Here is a 16,489-nt window from a genome sequence, read left to right as displayed (position 1 = left end):
CTCCGGATACGACGGCTTCTCCGGATACGACGGCTTCTCCGGATACGACGGCTTCTCCGGATACGACGGCTTCTCCGGATACGACGGCTTCTCCGGATACGACGGCTTCTCCGGATACGACGGCTTCTCCGGATACGAGGGCCTCTTCGGGTACGCAGGCTTCTCCGGGTACGACGGCTTCTCGGGGTACGAGGGCTTCTCCGGATACGACGGCTTCTCCGGGTACGAGGGCTTCTCCGGGTACGCAGGCTTCTCCGGATACGACGGCTTCTCGGGGTACGACGGCTTCTCCGGGTACGAGGGCTTCTCCGGGTACGCAGGCTTTTCCGGATACGACGGCTTTTCCGGATACGACGGCTTCTCCGGGTAAGAAGGCTTGGCCGGGTGCGAAGGCTTCTTCGGGTACGCGGCCTTCATCGGGTGCGGTGGGGGCGGGGTGGTGTGGGCCTGGGCGTAGGCGGTTCCCGCTGTTGCCAGGGGGGCTGCGGCGAGCGCGGCGGCCAGGGCGGCCGGGGTCAGAACGTATCGCCAACGCGGCGATGTCGTCATTCGCTCCACTCTCCTCGACTTGGTCCAGGTCTTCCTGACGGCTGGTCAGCACCTGGAGTAGATAATGGAATAATCAGGAAATCGGTCACCTGAATAACGCTGTGGCGGCCATAAGCCACCGGATGGTGTACCGCGGGGACGCCGGTTGGCCGGGGGAAGGGCGGCGGCTCCCGGATCGGCTGCCGGTACCGTGACGCGGAAGCCCAGGTGGACGACCTGCTCACCGGGCCGGGCGGCCCCGGCGATCCCGGGCGGCCGGCCGGGCAGGTTGGCCCGATCCCATCCGGAAGGTGACCGCCGATGCCGCACCACGCCCCAGCCACCACCGCCGCCAACCCGGTCCTCGCCGAAGTCGTCCGATCCGGGTTCACCGAGGGCCGGCACCGGGGCAGCCTGGTGCTGCTCGCCGCGGACGGCTCGGTGGAACTGGCGCTCGGTGACGTGACCTCCCCCGTCTTCCCGCGCTCCTCCAACAAGCCGATGCAGGCGGCCGGCGTACTGCGGGCCGGCCTCGACCTCGCCGGCGAACGGCTGGCCCTGGCGGCAGCGAGCCACTCCGGCGAGGCCTTCCACCGGGATCTGGTGCGCACGATGCTCGACGAGCACGGACTGAGCGCGAACGACCTGCAGTGCCCGCCCGCGCTCCCCCTGGACCAGGAGGAGCAGGAGGCCTACCTGACGGCGGGCGGGCAGCGCGACCGCGTGGCCATGAACTGCTCCGGCAAGCACACGGCGATGCTGGCGGCCGCAGCGCTGCGGAACTGGCCGCTGGAGTCGTACCTCGACCCGGAACACCCCCTTCAGCGGCTCATCCGCACGGTGGTGGAGGAAGCGGCGGACGAGCCGGTGACCGCCCTCGGCACCGACGGCTGCGGAGCGCCGCTGATGGCGATCAGCCTCACCGGCCTCGCCCGCGCCTTCCGCTCCTTCGTCCTCGCCGCCCCCGGCACCCCCGAGCGGCGGGTCGCCGACGCGATGCGCGCCCACCCCCAGTACGTCGCCGGGACCCGACGCCACGACACCTGGCTCATGCGGGAGATACCGGGCGCCCTGTCGAAGGTGGGTGCGGAGGCCGTCCAGGCCCTGGCCCTGCCCGACGGCCGCGCCTTCGCCCTGAAGATCGACGACGGCGGCGTACGGGCCCTGGGGCCGGTCCTCGGCCGCGCGCTCGACCTGGCCGGCGTGAGGGCGCCGGTCCTGGACCGCATCGGCCGCGTCCCGGTCCTGGGCGGAGGACGGGAAGTGGGGCAGGTGCGGACCGTGTTCTGAGCGGCGAGGCGGGAGAGCGCCGACTCCTCGCTCGGCTGTGAGGCAGCCGCCCGGTCGGTCAGGCGTCCAAGCAGGCGAACACCGGCTGCAGGTGCCTCTCCGGCAGTGCGGTCGGCAGCTCCTCCCCGTCGATGACGTGCCAGACCACCTTCTCGGGGGCGACGTTGCCCGAGGCGGCGGGGCGCAGGGCGTCGGGATGTGGGCGCGGACGTTGTCGCGGGCGATGCGCAGGGTGACGCCGGTGAGGTGCACTGACCGGAGCGCTCAGCCGGGGATCTGGTGGAGCCGTGGGTCTGGGCGGCTCAGGCCAGGTGGGACTTCACCCGATCCTGCACGATCCGCTTGGATGTTCCGCATGACTGCGCGGCACACGGCCACGATCCATGAGGGGCGCTGACACGGTGGACTTGCTGACGGACGCACTGACGGACAACTCCTACCCCGGCCGCGGCGTGCTGTGGTGCACGACCGGCGACGGCACCCGCCTCGGGGCGTACTTCCTCACCGGGCGCAGCGCGGCCTCGCAGGCCCGCACTCTGCGGCTCGGCCGGGAGGGCGAGTTGGTCGTCGCTCCCTCCGACGCGCGCGAGCACGACCATCTGCGGCACTACGTCGCCGCCCGTCAGTGCGGCGACCGGCTGGTGTTCGGCAACGGGGAGCAGGTCACCACCGTGGCCGACCGGCTGACCGCAGGTGCGGCGCCGCTCGCGGCCCTGGACGGGCTGGACCACGAACCGGATCCGCCGATCTTCACTCCCCGGCTGACCGTGATCGCGGACGACCACGAAGGCGGCGAGGCATGGTTCGGTGCCGCGCGGCGCAGTGCGGGGACTCGCGCCACCACGAACCGGCTCAGCCTGCGCGTCGGCGGTCTGGCTCCCGGTGAGGGGGTGCTCATGACGACCTACCGCTCGGACGGGCAGAGGATCGCCACGGGCGCCCCGTTCCACGAGGTCCGCGTCACGGCAGAGTCCGGCAAGGATCTCCTCGACGACCTGTGGTCGGCGCTGCCGCCTCAACTGCGCATCGTCGCGGCTGTCTTCGCGCCCGGGGACTTGGCCGGTTGCGACATCCGGCAGAGCTGACGCGCCCCTGTCCGAGCCGTGCCCGGCGCCGGGACGGGTGAAGCCACGCCATGGTGCCCGGGTCTCGGGCGGGACTTGCACGAGAGGTGGGACTATATGATCAAATCTACCGATGCGTACCCCCCACACACAGACGCATCATGCTGCCCAGTCGGACGGGACCTGCACCGAAAGGGTTCCGTCCGGCCGTAATCCGTACGAAGCTGCCGCGCCGCAGCACCGAGGCGCTGACGCCGAGGAGGACTGGGCTCCGTCCCAGCACCGGCGCGGCAGGCGACGCCGCAACCGGGCCACCGGACTGCCCACGGTGGCCCGGGCCCTCGTCCGGGTGCTCACCCTGGCCTGCCTCGTCACGCTCGCCGACCGCTGGGCGCTGCTCTACGCCGAGGACAAGGCCTCCGAACGGCTCAAGGAGCACCTGCACCTGGCGGCCGCCCCCGAGGTGCGGATCGGTGGTTTCCCCTTTCTCACGCAAGTGGCCGCGCGGCGGCTGGAATCGGTGCGGGTGACCGTGCCGGACATCCCGGCCCGCCGGGTCACCCTCACCCAAGTCACGGCCACCGCGCACGGGATACGCGTCGACGGTGCCGGACCCACCGACGTGAGCGGCGCCCTCGTCCAGCGGCTGCACGGTCGGGTGCTGCTGTCCTTCGCCGACATGAACCGTGAACTCGGAGCTTCTCAAGTGCAGTTCACCGCCGGCGGACCCGGGCACGTCCGGGCCGAGGGAGCCTTGCGCCTCGCGGGGCACGACCTGCGCGTACGAGCCGACGCCCGGGTCCGGCGCCAAGGGGAGCGAGGCATCGCCACCTCCGTGGCCGGCCTACGGCTGGACATCGGTGACCTCGCGACGTACCGGCCCGGCACCGGACCCGCCGAGGGGCTCCATCTGACCCGCGCCTCGGCGCGCCGGCTCGCTCGGGAGTCGGAGAAGGCCAGGGCCCTGCTGGCCGTGCCGGAGATCGTCCGCCGTCTGGGCGTTTCCGACGACGCGATGCGTGCCGCTCTCCGTGACGAGGACGAGCTGCACCGGCTCACCGGGGCGCCGCGTTTCCTGCGCGGTCTGACGGGCATGAACCTCGCGGACGCGGCGCTCGGCCACCCTCGCCTTCTCCACCGGCTGGGCCTCGATCCGTCCCTCCTCACCGCCCTGACCAGGCTCACCCGGCCGCAGATCGCCGACCGCTTCGCCTTCTCCGTCCGGCTGCCGAAACCGCCTGCGGGCGCCCTGCGACTGCGACGCGTGACGGTGCAGAAGGACGGCGTCCACGTGGACATCACCGGGTCAGGGCTGCTCCTGGGCCACTGAGCGGGTCCGCCGCCTGCTCGGTCGACTCACAGCGGAACGCTCGTGGCGGGACCGGCTCAGTCGGGCGCGGCGGCTGCGCCGAACCACTGGGGCAGGTGGCTGAGCAGGTCCTGCTGGTCTTCGCCGGCCCAGGCGACATGGCCGTCCGGGCGCAGAAGGAGCGCGGGGACGTCGAGTTCCTCGCTGACGTCGACGACATGGTCGACGCGGTCGGCCCAGCCCGCCGCCGAGAGCCGGCCCGTCTGGTCGAGCAGGACTCCGCGGCCGCTGTGCAGCAGGTCGTAGAGGCGGCCACGCTTGAGGCTCACGTCCCGCAGCCGCCGGCCGAGCAGTTCGTGGCCCCCGCCGAAGTCGTAGCGGACCGAGATCGCGGTGATCTTCTCGATCAGGTGCCGGTTCACTTCCTCGAATTCCATCAGTTCTTCCAGCAGTCGGCGCACCGCCTGGGGACCGGGCTCGGTGGACACCAGCTCCATCTGGGCGCGGGTGTTGTCCAGTACGTCGGCGGCCACCGGGTGCCGTTCGGCGTGGTAGCTGTCGAGGAGTCCCTCCGGTGCCCGGCCGGCCACTTCGGCGGCGAGCTTCCAGCCGAGGTTGAAGGCGTCCTGGATGCCCAGGTTGAGGCCCTGGCCGCCCATCGGCGGGTGGATGTGGGCCGCGTCGCCGGCGAGCAGCACCCGGCCGACACGGTAGCGCTCGGCCTGCCGGGTGGCGTCGCCGAAGCGGGAGAGCCAGCGCGGTGAGTGGACGCCGAAGTCGGTGCCGGCGAACGCCCGGAGCTGCTGCCGCACCTCCTCGAGGGTCGGCGGGGTGGTGCGGTCCTCGGCCACTCCGTCGGCGGGTACGACGACGCGGTACGCGCCGTTCCCCATGGGCCCGAGGCCGAACCGCTTCTGCGTCTCGCGGACTTCGGCCACCGCGGCGGCCACCGTCTCCGGGGGCACGCCCACCTCCATCTCGCCCAGCAGGGTGTCCACCCTGGTGGGTTCGCCGGGGAAGGCGACGCCGACCAGCTTGCGCACCGTGCTGCGGCCGCCGTCGCAGCCGACGAGGTAGCGCGAGCGCAGGTGCGTGCCGTCGGACAGGTCGACGGTCACCCCGTCCTCGTCCTGGGTCAGTCCGACCACCGCGCAGCCGCGCCGGATCTCGGCGCCCAGCTCGGTGGCGCGCTCGGCCAGCAGGCGTTCGGTGGTGGGCTGCGGGATGCCGAGGACATAGGGGTGCGTGGTGTCCAGGCGGCCGGGTGACGGCTTGGGGATGGCGGCGAAGAAGCCGGCCAGCGGGTACTGCTTGCCGTGTGCGAGGAAGCGGTCCAGGAGGCCGCGCTGGTCCATCACCTCGATGCTGCGCACGTGGAGGCCGAGCGCGCGGACGACCTTGGTCGGCTCCGGTTCCTTCTCCAGCACCAGCACGTGTACGCCGTGCAGCCCCAACTCGCAGGCCAGCATCAGGCCGGTCGGTCCGCCGCCGGCGACGATCACGTCGATCAACAGGTCCCCCATTCGACAAGGTGGTCTCTCGGGCGTGTGCCACGAGCTCGACAGGCCGACGAACCCGGATGTACTTCGCGAACCCCGTATTTCGTCAGGTTCCGGCCTCGGCTGGAGATTCTGCGGCACGACCCGGGTCTTGCCGCAAGGCCCCCCATCGGCTATATCTTGATAGTGGCGAGGAGTGGCAATCTCCTCGCCTTTGCTTTGGGGTCTGCCAGGGTGTCTTCATGAAGACGACACCGGATGGACGACCTGTCCCGCCCCCTCATGCCGGGGAGCGCGTGATGCTGGAAGCGTGGCTGGACTTTCACCGGGCCACCCTCGCGCTCAAGTGCGAGGGCCTGAGTGACGCTCAGATACGGCTTGCTGCCGCGTCACCGTCGTCGTTGACGCTGCTCGGTCTTGTCCAGCACCTGGCTGAGGTGGAGCGCAACTGGTTCCAACGCGTATTCGGGGGCCACCGGGACATGCCCCCGGTGTTCGGCGTGGACAACCCCGACGGCTTCGCCCTCCAGCCGGGCCCCGGCCCTCGTAGCGCAGCCCCTCCCCCGGCACAGCCGCGACAACGGACCACGCACGGGCATCAAGCCTGCGGGGCGGGGCGAAGTCATGGCCGGCGCATCGAAGGGGCCGAGGGCAGCCTGGAGCCGGTCGGGGCGTAGAGGCGCATCGGGTCACCGTACTGAGCGGGCTTCATGCCGACCCTCCGTTTCTCGCGGGGCGCACCGGGAGCGGTGTCCACAGGTGATCCGTCCGGTCAGCCAACTGCGCATCCCCCCACGGCACATGGGCCCGTCGCATCCGAACATCCCGCGGTGGTCAGGCGTGTGTGGTGAGTTTGACGAGGTGGTGGGCTGTGGCCGCGGGGGCGATCGTCTGGTGGAGGTGGGCGCCGGGAAGGTGGGAGACGGGCCAGCCGCGGGCGTGTGCCTCGGTGGCGTGGGTTTCGTACGGGGGGCCGAAGAGGAGGTAGGCGCAGGGGTGGTCGGGCCAGGTGTCGGGGACGGGGACGTGCTGCTCGTAGTAGGACAGCGGCAGGGTGGGCTGCTCCTCGGTGATGGTCCGGCGCATGACCGGGTCGGTGAACATGGGGGCGACGTCCGCCTCGTCCCACCAGTCGGTCCAGCGGGGCAGCACGCCGTCCACCGCCTTCGGGCGGAGGAAGTCCAGCAACTCGGGTGTGGCGAGCGGGGTCGGTCCGACCCGGGCCGGCAGTGCGGCGTCGACGAAGACCGCGCCGGTCACCGGGTGGTCGAGGCCCGCGCGGATGAGCGGCAGGAACACGCCCGCGTTGCTGTGCGCGACGAGCGTGAGGGGGGGGTCCGGCGGGATGTGCCGGAGGTCCTCGCCGACGGCATCGACGATGCGCGGCCAGAAGGGCGGTGTGCCGGTGGTGACGTGCAGGAGGGACGGCACCCGTACCTGGTGTCCCGCTGCTGTCAGGTGTGCTGCCACGGGGTGCCAGGTCGCGGGGCCGACGGACGGGCTGTGTACGAGGACGAAGACCGGCTGCATGGGACGATCCTGTCGGTCGTGCCGTCGTTGTCGCGAGCTTCTCGGCCGACAGCAGAATGCCGCAGCATCCGGGGGCACGGCCATCAGGGTGGCTTCAGGCCGTGTCGGGCGGGTGGTGGGGACCGGGTTCGCCATGCTGGGCGCGAGCGGGACCCTTCCAGCGACAAGGAGCACGGCATGCCGACGGACCCGGTCGCACGATTCCTGGCGGCCCTGGACCCAGAACACCGGGACGCCGTCGGCGCCAGACCGCGCGAGGAGCAGGAGCAGCTCGCGGCGGCGTGGGAGCGTGAGCTGGAGGCGGACGACGAACTCGACACGCTCGACGAGCTGTCCCCGCCGGCGGCGGAGGCCGAGGCGGCCCGCCGCATCCTGAACCGCGAAACGGGCTGAGGGCGCCGGTCGCCCCGGGGAGCAGGGGACGTGCCCTGCGGCGAGTCGGCGGCCTTGGCCGTGCCCGGCGGGTCGCGCCGTGCGCCGCTGTTCGCCGTGTGTGCCGGGTACTTCATGGTGATCCTGGACGTGACCGTCATCAATGTGGCGGTGCCGGTGATCGGCCGGGAGCTGGCGGCCTCGCTGACCCGGATCCAGTGGATCACCGACGGGTACACCCTCGTCTTCGCCGGGTTCCTGCTCACCGCCGGTGCGTTGGGCGACCGGCTGGGCAACCGGCGGGTGTTCTGCTGGGGCGTGGCGGTGTTCACGCTGGCCTCGGCCGCGTGCGCGCTCGCGCCCAGTGCCCCGTTTCTGGTGGTGGCCCGGCTGGTGGAGGGGCTCGGTGCGGCGCTGATCGTGCCGGGCTCGCTCGCGCTGCTCCAGCAGTCCTATCCGGCCCCGGCCGCGCGCTCGCGGGCCTTCGGGCTGTGGGGTTCGATGGCCGGCATCGCCGCCTCGGCCGGGCCGCTGCTCGGCGGGCTCCTGGTGTCGACGGTCGGGTGGCGGTGGGTGTTCCTCGTCAATCTGCCCGTGGGTGTGGCATGTCTGACCCTGACTCTGCGGTACGTGGGGCTCTCGCCGCGGCGCGGTGACCGGGCCGTGGACTGGCCGGCGCAGGTCGCGGTCGTGGCGGCGGTCGCGCTGCTGACGGCCGCGCTCAACGAGGCCGGGCGGCGCGGGTGGTCGGACACCGCCGTGCTCGCCGGACTGGGCCTGGCCGTGGTGGCCGCCTCCGCGTTCGTGCTGCGGGAGCGGCTGGCCCCGGCTCCCGCCCTGCCGCTTCGGCTGCTGCGCGCGCGGGCGATGAGCGGCGGCGCCGTCATCGGCATGCTGTTCAACTTCGCCTTCTACGGCATGGTGTTCACCGCCAGCCTGGAGTTCCAGCACCAGCGCGGCTACAGCGCGCTCCGCACCGGGCTGGCCCTGTTCCCGGCGGTGGCGATGACCACGTTCGCTTCCGTGCTGTCCGGTCGGCTGAGCCGGCGCACCGGGGACCGGCCGCTGGTGATGTCCGGGATGCTGCTGGCCGCCCTGGGGCTGGCGGGCTGGGCCGTGGCCGGGTCCGATCCGGCCTATGCGTCGCTGGTGGCGCCGATGATGGCCGCGGGCTTCGGTACCTCCTTCGCCCTGACCGGCTCGACCGCCACCATGATGGGTGCCGCGCCGCAGGCGTACTCGGGCACCGCCTCGGCCCTGTTCAACACCACGCGGCAGATCGGGAGCGCCTGTGGCGTGGCAGTGGGCGGCAGCCTCCTCGCCACGGCGCACACCTACGGCACCGGGCTGCGCACCAGCATGGCGATCGGCGCCCTCGCCTGTCTGACCGCCGCCGGCCTCGCCCGGTGGTGCGTGCCGGCCAAGGCGGCCACGGCGTAGCACGGCAACCGCGTCAGCGGGCCAGTAGCCAGGACAGGGCGGTGGTCGCCGTCGAGAAGGCGAGCAGCGTGCACGCGAGGACGGCGTGGCGTTTCAGCAGCGCGCGGCGCAGTTCGGCGTAGCGGGCCTCGTACTCGCCGCGCAGGCGCTTGGCACGGTCGGCCGTGACCTGGAGCGCCTGGCGGGTGAGGCCGAGGCGCTGCTCCAGGTAGTGGCGGGTGAGGTCCTCGGCCTGGGCCGTCGTGAGCCAGGGGAGGCGGGAGCAGAGGGTGGCTGCCTCGCGCTGCGCCTGCTCCCGCTCGGCCTGCAGGAGCAGGAAGCCCTCGACCTCGTTGGCGAGCGCACCGCCCCCCTGCCGGTCCAGGGGGGCACCCGGTCCGGTGCCCGCTCCGGCACCGGGACGGTTCGGCGTCGTCACGGCCGGTCGCCTTCGCGTCCCGTCGGCCCGATGACGTCGCGCCGGCTCTGGTAGGCCTCGTACTCGGCTTCGGCGACCTCGGGGTGGTGCAGGTCGAACGCCGGGGACTCGGAACGGATGCGGGGCAGGGTCACGAAGTTGTGGCGGGGCGGCGGGCAGGAGGTCGCCCACTCCAGGGAACGGCCGAAGCCCCAGGGGTCGTCGACGCCGACCGGCTTGCCGTACTTGGCCGTCTTCCAGACGTTGTAGAAGAACGGCAGCATCGACAGGCCGAGCAGGAACGAGGCGATCGTCGAGATGGTGTTCAGGGCGGTGAAGCCGTCGGCCGCCAGATAGTCGGCGTAGCGGCGCGGCATGCCCTCGGCGCCCAGCCAGTGCTGGACCAGGAAGGTGCCGTGGAAGCCGACGAACAGCGTCCAGAAGGTGATCTTGCCCAGGCGCTCGTCCAGCATCTTGCCGGTCATCTTCGGCCACCAGAAGTGGAAGCCCGCGAACATCGCGAACACGACGGTGCCGAAGACGACGTAGTGGAAGTGGGCCACCACGAAGTACGAGTCGGAGACGTGGAAGTCCATCGGGGGCGACGCCAGGATGATGCCGGTCAGCCCTCCGAAGAGGAACGTGACGAGAAAGCCCAGCGCCCAGAGCATCGGAGTCTCGAACGACAGCGAGCCCTTCCACATGGTGCCGATCCAGTTGAAGAACTTCACGCCGGTGGGTACGGCGATGAGGAACGTCATGAAGGAGAAGAACGGCAGCAGCACACCGCCGGTGACGAACATGTGGTGCGCCCACACGGTGGCGGACAGGCCGGCGATCGCGATGGTGGCCGCGACCAGGCCCATGTAGCCGAAGATCGGCTTGCGGGAGAACACCGGGATGACCTCGGTGATGATGCCGAAGAACGGCAGGGCGATGATGTACACCTCGGGATGGCCGAAGAACCAGAAGAGGTGCTGCCACAGCAGGGCTCCGCCGTTGGACGGGTTGTAGATCTGGGCGCCGAACTTGCGGTCCGCCTCCAGGGCGAACAGCGCGGCCGCCAGGACCGGGAAGGCCAGCAGGACCAGGACGGCGGTCAGCAGCACGTTCCACACGAAGATCGGCATACGGAACATGGTCATGCCCGGGGCGCGCATGCAGATGATCGTGGTGATGAAGTTGACGGCGCCGAGGATGGTGCCGAAGCCGGAGAACGCCAGACCCATGATCCACAGGTGGGGGCCCAGTCCGATGCTGAACTCCGGGCCGGACAGCGGGGTGTAGGCGAACCAGCCGAAGTCGGCCGCGCCGTCCGGGGTGAGGAACCCGCTCACCGCGATGAGCGAGCCGAACAGGTAGAGCCAGTAGGCGAACATGTTCAGCCGCGGGAACGCCACGTCCGGCGCGCCGATCTGCAGCGGCATGATCCAGTTGGTGAAACCGGCGAACAGCGGGGTGGCGAACATCAGCAGCATGATCGTGCCATGCATCGTGAACGCCTGGTTGTACTGCTCCTTCGACATGATCTGCAGGCCCGGACGGGCCAGCTCGGCGCGCATCAGCAGCGCCATCACGCCGCCGATCAGGAAGAAGGCGAAGGACGTCGTCAGATACAGCGTGCCGATCGTCTTGTGGTCGGTGGTGGTCATCCACCGCACCACGACATTGCCAGGCTGCTTGCGCCTGAGGGGCAGCTCGTTCTCGTACGAGTCCTCAGCCGTCTCGGCACCCGGGGGTTCGTTGAGGATACTCACCAGTCGCTTCTCTCCGATGGTCGCCGTACGCCGACGTCAGTCACCGGCCATCGTTGCGGCACGTCGGGCGGGGCCCGCCTCCGGAACGAGCGACACACGGCCGATCGGATGACACAGCCACCCCAACGGAGCAATCCGCTCCCGCGCGCTGCGTTCAGGTGGCCATCGTGGCCAGTCCCGCGATGCCGACGACGTAGAGGGCCACGGCGGTGACGCTGTCGATGCCCATGCGCGCGTACTGGCGGCGGGGGCGGAAGACGAGTCCCGTCATGTAGACGACGGTGAGGATGATGCCGAGGGCGGTGAGGTAGATGTCGGAGGCGTGCGCGGCGGGCAGGACCGGCTTGCCGGAGATGACCGTCGCCAGGAAGAACAGCACCGGCAGGAAGGCGTTGCCGCCGAAGATGTCGCTGACGGCGAGCTGGTAGTCGCCGAGCCGGGTGGAGGTCAGGCCGGTGCTGATCTCCGGCAGGGAGGTCGCCGCCGCCAGGACGGTGGCGCCGAACAGCACACCGCTCAGGCCCTGCCGGCCGAAGAACTCCTCACCGCTGCGTTCGATGACGACACCCGCGATCAGCGTCGCGAGGGCGGCCGCGGCGAAGATCAGCGCGGCCCGGCCGGTGCCGACGCCCTGGTCGGTGGCGGCCTTCTCCTTCTTCCCCCGGGAGTGGCCGCGGGGCTCGGGCTGGCTGTCCGGGGCGTCGCCGCCCTCGCGCCAGGGCAGACCACGGCCCGCCCGGTTCAGCAGCAGCAGTCCGATCACCCAGAGCACCACGATCGCCAGGGAGGCGGGGGCCAGGCGAGCCACGTGCAGCCCGGGCGAGAGCTGGCTGCCCATCACCACCACGGCCAGGACGGCCACCACCAGCGCGCCCTCCAGCACCAGTTGCAGGCTCGCGGCCAGGCGGGTCAGCGGCGCGCGCGGGCGCACCCCGGCGGCGTCCAGGACGGCCAGGACGACCGTCTGGACGGCGATGCCGCCGAGGATGTTGCCGACGGCGACGTCCAGTTGCCCGGCCAGGGCGGCCGAGACGGTGATCGCGATCTCCGGCAGGTTGGTCGCGATCGCGAGGAGGATCAGGCCGCCCAGGGCGCTGCCCAGGTGGAGGCGTTGGGCGAGGACGTCCGTGGTGTCGGACAGCTTGATGCCCGCGTACCAGATCACGGCCGCGCTGACCAGGAACAACAGCAGAAGCACCGGTGAGCTCAAAGATCGCATGGCGCGGCGGGTACCCCGTTTGCGGCCCGGCCTGGCATGTGTCCTGCCCGACGTTCCGGCGGGCCGCTCCTGCGACGGCCGGCCGAGGTGCCGTACGGCCTCGAGCCGTCGTCCGTGCGGGTGTGTGAGAGCCTGGTGACAGGGTCTGCCGGTAGAGGGGACCAGGTGATGGGCGTATCGGGCCTGCCGCACAGCGACAGCGTGAGTGATCCGTTCGACCTAGCGACGGCCGCGCTGGTGATGGTGGACGCCTCGGGGTCGATCGAGTGCTGGAGCCCGCAGGCCGAGAAGCTGCTCGGCCATGCGGCGGCGGACGTGCTCGGGCAGCCGGTGTCGGCCGTGCTGCCCAGCCCGGACGGCCTGTCGGCCCTGATCGAGGGACGGCTGGTGGCCGACAGCTGGGAGGGCCGGCTCTCGGTGCGCGACCACGGCGGCCACGACGTCGAACTGGGCATGCGGGTGCGTGCCGTACCGGCACGGGAGGGGGGCTGCCGCTGGCTGGTCGCGCTGTGCGGTGCGGAGGCCCTGAAGCGGTGGGAGCTGGGCCAGGCGGCGCTGCGCGGTCTGCTGACCCAGTCGCCGATCGGCGTCGCCGTGCTCGACACCGGGCTGCACTACGAGTGGCTCAATGACGTGCTGGCCGACATGGAGGGCGCGAGCCCGGAGGGCGGGGCCCGCGCGGTCCGGGACCCGGAGCCGCTCCGGGCCGTCGAGCGGCAGGCCGGGCGGGCGCTGACGACGGGGAAGGCGCTGTCGGCGGTGGAGCACGTGGCGCCCCGGCCGGAGACGGCCGGGCAGCCGGGGGCGGAGCATCTGCGGCTGCGCTCGTCGTTCCTGCTGCGCGCCCGCAGCGGCGCCACCCTCGGTGTGTGCCAGACCGCCGTGGACTTCACCGACCACGATCCGGCCCGCCGGCGGCTGCTGCTGGTGAACGAGGCCAGTGAGCGGATCGGCACCACGCTGGACCTGGGGCGTACCGTCCAGGAACTGGTGGAGGTCCTGGTGCCCCGGATCGCCGACTTCGCGGCGGTGGACCTGCTGGACGTCACGGGCCTGCCGGCCGATCACGCCGAGCGCCCCCGGAGCGGCCGCGGCGGCCTGTACCGGGCGGCCCACCTGTCGATCCGCCGCGACCATCCCGAGGTGGTCGTGACGACCGGTTCGCCGACCCGGTACCCGGACCGGTCCCCGCAGACCCGCTGCCTGAGGACGGGCCTGACCATCCGGGACCCGGTCCTGACGGTCGCGACGCCCTGGCTCGCCGACGATCCGCTCCGGCTGGAGAAGATCCTCCACCTGGGGGTCCACTCCCACATGGTGGTGCCCCTGCGCGCGCGGGGCGTGACGGCCGGCGTGGTCACCCTGCTGCGCTGGGACAACCCCGAGCCGTTCGACGACGACGATCAGCTCCTGGTCGAGGAGCTGGCCGCCCGGGCGGCCGTGTGCGTCGACAACGCCCGGCGTTTCGCCCGCGAGCACAGCGCGGCCCTCGCACTGCAGACCAGCCTGCTGCCCCCGGTGCTGCCGGAGCTCAGCGCGGTCGAGGTCGCCTACCGGTATCTGCCGGCCGACGCGGAGGCCGGGGTCGGCGGGGACTGGTTCGATGTGATCCCGCTGTCCGGTGGGCGCGTGGCGCTGGTGGTGGGCGACGTGGTGGGCCACGGCATCCACGCCGCGGCGAGCATGGGGCGGCTGCGCGCGGCCGTGCAGACGCTCGCGGACATCGACCTGCCGCCCGAGGAACTGCTGACGCACGTCGACGACCTGGTCCTGCGGCTGTCGGAGGAGGCCGAGGCGGCCGAGGACGGCCCGCTCGTCGTCGGCGCCACCTGCATCTACGCCGTGTACGACCCGATCGTGCGCAAGCTGCGGGTGGCGCGGGCCGGGCACCCCGGTCCGGCGATCGCGCACATGAGCGAGCCCGTCGAGATCCTGGACGTCCCGGCCGGGCCGCCGCTCGGGCTCGGTGGGCTGCCGTTCGAGTCGGCCGAGTTCGAGGTGGAGGAGGGCAGTGTCATCGCCCTGTTCACCGACGGTCTGATCGAGGCGTCCGACCACGACGTGGACGCCGGGCTGGAGCGGTTGTGCTTCGCGCTGGCACATCCGGACCGGCCGCTGGAGGAGATCTGCAACACGATGGTCCGGACGCTGCTGCCCGACCGGCCGCCCGACGACGTGGCCATTCTCGTGGTGCGCGCACGCAGTCTGGGCGGCGACCGGGTGGCCTCCTGGGACATCCCGACGACGCCCTCGGCGGTGTCCGAGGCCCGCCGCGAGGCGGTGGCGCAACTCGCCCGGTGGGGCCTGGACGACATGGCGTTCACGACCGAGCTGATCGTCAGCGAGCTGGTCACCAACGCGATGAAGCACGCCCACGGGCCCATCGGACTGCGGCTGATCTACGACCGGATCCTGGTGTGCGAGGTGTCCGACGCCAGCAACACCTCGCCGCGCCTGCGCCGCGCCCGCTTCTCGGACGAGGGCGGCCGCGGGCTGTTCCTGGTGGCGCAGCTCGCCCAGCGCTGGGGGACGCGCTACACGGCGCACGGCAAGACGATCTGGGCGGAACAGCCGCTGCCGCTGCGGCTGCCGGACGCCGCGAAGTCGGCGGGCGCCTAGGAACTGCCGTCCGGCCGGGGTACTGGAGGCCGTTTCGGGGAGAGCGGGCGCGGTGGGGGCCTCGTACATTGGACTCGTGGGTGTCACCGCCGCCGGGGGGCAGCCGGCCGGGGAGCAGGTCGACTACGCGGCGCTGTTCGCCGCCACCCCCAGCCCGTATCTGGTGCTCAGCCCCACTCTGACGATCGTCGGCGTCAACGAGGCGTACTGCCGGGCCACCGACCGCACCCGCGGGGAGCTGCTCGGACAGTTCCTCTTCGACGCCTTCCCCGACAACCCGGCCGACCCGGGGGCCGACGGGGTGCGCAATCTGTCCGCCTCGCTGCAGCGGGTGCTGAGCAGGCGGCAACCGGACACCATGGCCGTGCAGCGGTACGACATTCCCGTCGCCGGCCGGCCGGGCACGTTCGAGAAGCGCTGGTGGTCCCCGGTGAACACGCCGGTGCTCACCTGCGACGGACAGGTCGCGTGGATCATCCACCGGGTGGAGGACGTGACCTCGTTCCTCGGCGAGCGGGAGAGCCGGCAACCGGACACCACCGAGCCGCGTACCCGGCGGCTGAAGGGCATGGAGGCCGAGCTGTACGCCCGGGCGAAGGAACTGGAGCGCCTGAACGAGGAGCTGCGGCGAGCCCACGCCCGCGAGCGGCAGGTGGCGATCACGCTCCAGGAGGCCATGCTGCACGCCCCCGACCTGGAGCGGCACAGCGATGTGGCGGTGCGCTACCTGCCGGCCATCGGCTCGCTGAACGTGTGCGGTGACTGGTACGACATGGTCGACCTGCCCGAGGGGCGGTTCACCGTGGCCGTCGGCGACGTGGTCGGTCACGGGCTGAAGGCGGCCACCGTCATGGGCATGCTGCGCAGCGGGCTCTCGGCGGCCAGCAGGGCCGTCGCGGGTCCCGCCCAGGCGCTGGAGGTGCTGGGCCTGTACGCCCGCTCGGTCGAGGGCGCCCTGGCGGCCACCGCCGTGTCGGCCATGGTCGACACGCGGGCGCAGGTGATCGTGTACTCCAGCGCGGGCCATCCGCCGCCGGTCCTGATGCGTCCCGACGGCACCTGCCGGCTGCTGGACCAGGCCACCGACCCCCCGCTGGGCGCCCGGCCCGCCCATCTGCCGCGCCCTCAGTCGGGCCTGTCGTACCACTGCGGCGACGTGCTGGTGCTCTACACCGACGGCCTGATCGAACGCCGGGACGAGGACATCGACGCCGGACTGCACCGGCTGACCAGCACGCTGACCGAGTGTCTCGGGCCCGACCCGGAGCAGCTGGCCGACACGCTCCTCGCGCGCATGGGCGTCGGCCAGGGCGCGCGGGACGACATCGCTCTGGTCGTCGTCCGGTTGTGAACCCCGGTCCACCTCCGAACGGGTGATACGTGGCGGGTGCCGATCCCGCGGAAAACCGGAAAATCACAGGCCCGCAGGGCGTTTACGGCTTGGGCGGTGATCGATTCGAAGTGG

General features: G+C 71.8%; 12 protein-coding genes and 2 pseudogenes. 9 read left to right on the top strand and 5 right to left on the bottom strand.

What is annotated here, in order from left to right:
- The 4 genes and pseudogenes from ACZ404_RS20235 to ACZ404_RS20220 all read left to right on the top strand — a co-directional run.
- Nucleotides 1–370 (top strand): annotated as a pseudogene (locus ACZ404_RS20235) (hypothetical protein); the annotation flags it as partial.
- 479 nt (nucleotides 371–849) lie between these two features.
- Nucleotides 850–1,818, top strand: coding sequence for an asparaginase (locus tag ACZ404_RS20230; protein ID WP_468441737.1), 969 nt, complete (start codon nucleotides 850–852; stop codon nucleotides 1,816–1,818).
- Between the two features lie 401 nt (nucleotides 1,819–2,219).
- A complete protein-coding gene (locus tag ACZ404_RS20225) occupies nucleotides 2,220–2,903 on the top strand; it encodes an IMP cyclohydrolase (RefSeq protein WP_468441735.1) in 684 nt (227 codons plus the stop codon).
- A 112-nt stretch (nucleotides 2,904–3,015) separates the two neighbouring features.
- Entirely contained in the window at nucleotides 3,016–4,212 is a 1,197-nt protein-coding gene (locus ACZ404_RS20220) for an LmeA family phospholipid-binding protein (protein WP_468441733.1), read from the top strand.
- 56 nt (nucleotides 4,213–4,268) lie between these two features.
- Here the strand turns inward: ACZ404_RS20220 and rox are convergent, their stop codons facing one another.
- On the bottom strand, nucleotides 4,269–5,702 hold the full coding sequence (gene rox / locus ACZ404_RS20215; RefSeq protein WP_468442020.1) for a rifampin monooxygenase: 1,434 nt from the start codon (nucleotides 5,700–5,702) through the stop codon (nucleotides 4,269–4,271).
- A 230-nt stretch (nucleotides 5,703–5,932) separates the two neighbouring features.
- On the opposite strand from rox, the pseudogene ACZ404_RS20210 reads away from it, so the two are divergent.
- A pseudogene (locus ACZ404_RS20210) lies at nucleotides 5,933–6,232 on the top strand (mycothiol transferase); the annotation flags it as partial.
- 292 nt (nucleotides 6,233–6,524) lie between these two features.
- On the opposite strand, the gene ACZ404_RS20205 reads toward ACZ404_RS20210, so the two are convergent.
- On the bottom strand, nucleotides 6,525–7,220 hold the full coding sequence (locus ACZ404_RS20205; protein WP_468441731.1) for an alpha/beta fold hydrolase: 696 nt from the start codon (nucleotides 7,218–7,220) through the stop codon (nucleotides 6,525–6,527).
- Nucleotides 7,221–7,397: 177 nt separating this feature from the next.
- On the opposite strand from ACZ404_RS20205, the gene ACZ404_RS20200 reads away from it, so the two are divergent.
- Nucleotides 7,398–7,613, top strand: a complete 216-nt coding sequence (locus tag ACZ404_RS20200; RefSeq protein ID WP_468441729.1) for a hypothetical protein — start codon at nucleotides 7,398–7,400, stop codon at nucleotides 7,611–7,613.
- Nucleotides 7,614–7,643: 30 nt separating this feature from the next.
- Nucleotides 7,644–9,032, top strand: coding sequence for an MFS transporter (locus ACZ404_RS20195; protein ID WP_468441727.1), 1,389 nt, complete (start codon nucleotides 7,644–7,646; stop codon nucleotides 9,030–9,032).
- A 13-nt stretch (nucleotides 9,033–9,045) separates the two neighbouring features.
- Here the strand turns inward: ACZ404_RS20195 and ACZ404_RS20190 are convergent, their stop codons facing one another.
- The 3 genes from ACZ404_RS20190 to ACZ404_RS20180 form a co-directional block, all read right to left on the bottom strand.
- Nucleotides 9,046–9,450 carry a hypothetical protein gene (locus ACZ404_RS20190; protein WP_468441726.1) on the bottom strand — a complete coding sequence of 135 codons (405 nt, stop codon included), beginning with the start codon at nucleotides 9,448–9,450 and terminating at the stop codon, nucleotides 9,046–9,048.
- Nucleotides 9,447–11,186 carry an aa3-type cytochrome oxidase subunit I gene (gene ctaD / locus ACZ404_RS20185; RefSeq protein ID WP_468441724.1) on the bottom strand — a complete coding sequence of 580 codons (1,740 nt, stop codon included), beginning with the start codon at nucleotides 11,184–11,186 and terminating at the stop codon, nucleotides 9,447–9,449. Before ctaD ends, ACZ404_RS20190 begins: the two co-directional genes overlap by 4 nt.
- Nucleotides 11,187–11,340: 154 nt before the next feature.
- The gene (locus ACZ404_RS20180; protein ID WP_468441722.1) at nucleotides 11,341–12,405 is read right to left on the bottom strand and encodes a sodium:calcium antiporter; all 1,065 of its coding nucleotides are present in this window, start codon (nucleotides 12,403–12,405) and stop codon (nucleotides 11,341–11,343) included.
- Between the two features lie 168 nt (nucleotides 12,406–12,573).
- On the opposite strand from ACZ404_RS20180, the gene ACZ404_RS20175 reads away from it, so the two are divergent.
- Both ACZ404_RS20175 and ACZ404_RS20170 read left to right on the top strand, forming a co-directional pair.
- The gene (locus ACZ404_RS20175; protein WP_468441719.1) at nucleotides 12,574–15,024 is read left to right on the top strand and encodes an ATP-binding SpoIIE family protein phosphatase; all 2,451 of its coding nucleotides are present in this window, start codon (nucleotides 12,574–12,576) and stop codon (nucleotides 15,022–15,024) included.
- Between the two features lie 76 nt (nucleotides 15,025–15,100).
- The gene (locus ACZ404_RS20170) at nucleotides 15,101–16,375 is read left to right on the top strand and encodes a PP2C family protein-serine/threonine phosphatase (RefSeq protein ID WP_468441717.1); all 1,275 of its coding nucleotides are present in this window, start codon (nucleotides 15,101–15,103) and stop codon (nucleotides 16,373–16,375) included.
- The last annotated feature ends 114 nt before the right edge of the window (nucleotides 16,376–16,489 follow it).

The organism is Streptomyces sp. NPDC030798, from assembly GCF_055572275.1.
This window is presented reverse-complemented; position numbering and strand designations above follow the sequence as displayed.